At 48.9% G+C, this 2,627-nt stretch carries 2 protein-coding genes; both read left to right on the forward strand.

Features of this window, described 5'->3' with window-relative positions:
* The first annotated feature begins 240 nt into the window (after nt 1–240).
* On the forward strand, nt 241–1,749 hold the full coding sequence (gene istA, locus KSW37_RS15385; protein ID WP_254368701.1) for an IS21 family transposase: 1,509 nt from the start codon (nt 241–243) through the stop codon (nt 1,747–1,749).
* 14 nt (nt 1,750–1,763) lie between these two features.
* Entirely contained in the window at nt 1,764–2,495 is a 732-nt protein-coding gene (gene istB / locus KSW37_RS15390) for an IS21-like element helper ATPase IstB (protein WP_118201903.1), read from the forward strand.
* Nucleotides 2,496–2,627: the final 132 nt, after the last annotated feature.

The raw sequence follows: 2,627 nt of genomic DNA on the forward strand, positions 1-2,627 counted from the left end.
TGACAGTATCGGCGAATCGGTACCACTGTAGCGCATGAATCGGTACCATCATAGCACTGCATTCGGTACCATCGTATCACTTGAATCGGTACCATCATAGCGCACCAATCGGTACCAAAAAGATGTAAAGTTCTGCTCATGTAAAATGATAACCGCCTATCTTTGCAGAAGAATTTTTAAATCTGTATAGATATGGCACAAAGTAATGTAAACATGAGCAAATTAAAACGTTCATTTCAAATGCTAGCGGCCAAAATACCGCAACGCACCATTTGCGAGCAACTACACATGGGACGTGGCGTACTGAACCGTTACAAGACCTTGGCGGATTCCCAAGGTTTGTCCTATGGCGTGATAGGCCGCATGAGTGACGGGGAAATAGAATCTTTCCTCCAGTTGTCCAAACCCACAGCAGCCCCATCCTCCCAACGTCAGGTGCTGGACGGGCTGTTGCCTGAATATGCGTCAGACTTGTCGCATAACCGCTACCTCACCATTCAAGCCCTGCACGAGTCATACAAGAAGGAGCATCCCGACGGATATGGATACACCCAGTTCAAGAAGTCAATCCGTGAGTATCAGTACTCACACAACCTCAGCTTCCATAACACCTATATTCCTGGGGAAGAGATGCAGATTGACTTCGCCGGCGATGCCCTGTGGCTTACCGACCCGAAGACAGGTGAGCTAACCAAGGTTGTCGTCCTGGTCTGTATCCTGCCATACAGCGGCTTGGGATTTGCCAAGGCTATGTACAACGCTTCCATGGAGAACTTCTTCGGCGGTATATCCGATGCCTTCTCTTACTTCGGCGGAACAACTCGCATAGCCAAGAGTGACAACATGAAGCAGTGGGTGAAGAAATACGACCGCTACGAGCCAGCATTCAATGATGCAGCCGTGGAATGGGCCGCCTACTACGATACAACCCTCCAAACCTGCAGGATTCGCACTCCCAGGGACAAAGGTCCAGTCGAGGGACTCGTTCAAAAGACATACAATGCCGTCTACGCTCTGCTACATGACGAGGTGTTTTACAATCTATTGAGTATGAATGCCCGTATCTATGAGTTGATGGACGGCTTCAATGAAAAGCCGTCCAGAACGACAGGGAGAAGCAGACGTGACATCTTCGAGGCGGAAGAGCAACCAACGTTGGGTAAACTGCCCATGACTCCATACCGCTTCAGATATCGCAAGGAGGTGAAACTGTCCGGTACCTATCACGTCATGGTTGACAAGCACAACTATAGCGTACCATACCAGTATGTCGGGCAAAAGGTGAGCGTACTGTGGGACTTGGATACCGTGGAGGTTTACTCAGGGAGTTCTCGCATAGCCATCCATCAGCGTCGCCAAGGTTCTGGGTACAGCACGCTTGACGAGCATATGCCAGACAAACATCTTGCCTACAAGCACGGACAGGGATATAACGCCGCCTATTTCCTGGAGGAGGCAGCATTGGTTGGCAGCAACACCACTTCCGCAGTCCAATCCATCCTCAATCGCACGAAGCATGTCGAGCAGTCGTACAAGTCCTGCCAAGGAGTCCTGTCTCTCAAGCGCAAGTATGGCAAGGAGCGCCTGGAGAAGGCCTGCAAGCGTCTGGCAGGTTGTTCATCCATCACCTACACGACCATCCGCAACGTATTGGAGAAGAACCTTGACCAAGTTGACGGGGAAGAAACAGTCTCAAATGTGCCACAGAACGACTATGTGAGAGGCGCGGAGGCATTTATGAACATTTAAACATATATAGTAACATGAACTTACAAGAAACCATCATACAACTCAACGAGTTGAAACTCAGAGGTATGTCATCCTCCTTCGAGGCCATGACCAGCCTTCCTGTACAGAACCGCCCATCCCTGGAAGTCGCCATCTCCAAGATGGTGGATGCAGAGGTGCAGGACAGACGAGATCGAAAGACCGCCATGTATCTAAAAATCAGCAAGCTTAGATATACGGCACTCTTAGAGGATGTCATCTGTGGAACAGACCGCAACTTCACCAAGGATGACCTTGCCGCCATTGCCGACTGTGCCTTCATACGCAGACATGAGAACTTGCTCATACAAGGAAAGTGCGGCTGCGGAAAATCCTTCCTTGCCTGTGCCCTTGGAAGACAGGCTTGCATGCTAGGCTACAGAACTCTCTATCTCAATATGAACAGCTTTGTGGAGAAAGTTGCACTCAGCAAGCTGGATGGGTCGTACCTGAGGATGATAACCAATCTGGAAAAGTATGACTTGCTCATATGGGATGACTTCGGGTTGCAGCCAATGGATGACAAGACCAGACTCGCAATGCTTCAAATCCTAGAAGAGAGATACGAAAGAAAGTCCGTCATTATCGCCTCACAGCTTCCCATTGCCAAATGGTATGATTACATAGGTGATCCTACCTTGGCAGATGCCATTATGGACCGTTTGGTGGCAAATGCAAGTAAAATAGAGTTAAAAGGCGATTCTATGCGCCAGAAATTGAAAAAATAAATTACCTTTGCAAATTGAAAAGCAGAACTGAAATCTTGGTACCGCTTGCAGCGATACAAGCGGTACCGATTCAAGTGATAGCATGGTACCGATTACACCGCTACGCTTGGTACCGATACAGCGCTATCGTCA

Origin of the sequence: Segatella copri (assembly GCF_019127135.1) — a bacterium.
In the GTDB taxonomy this organism is placed as follows: Bacteria; Bacteroidota; Bacteroidia; order Bacteroidales; family Bacteroidaceae; genus Prevotella.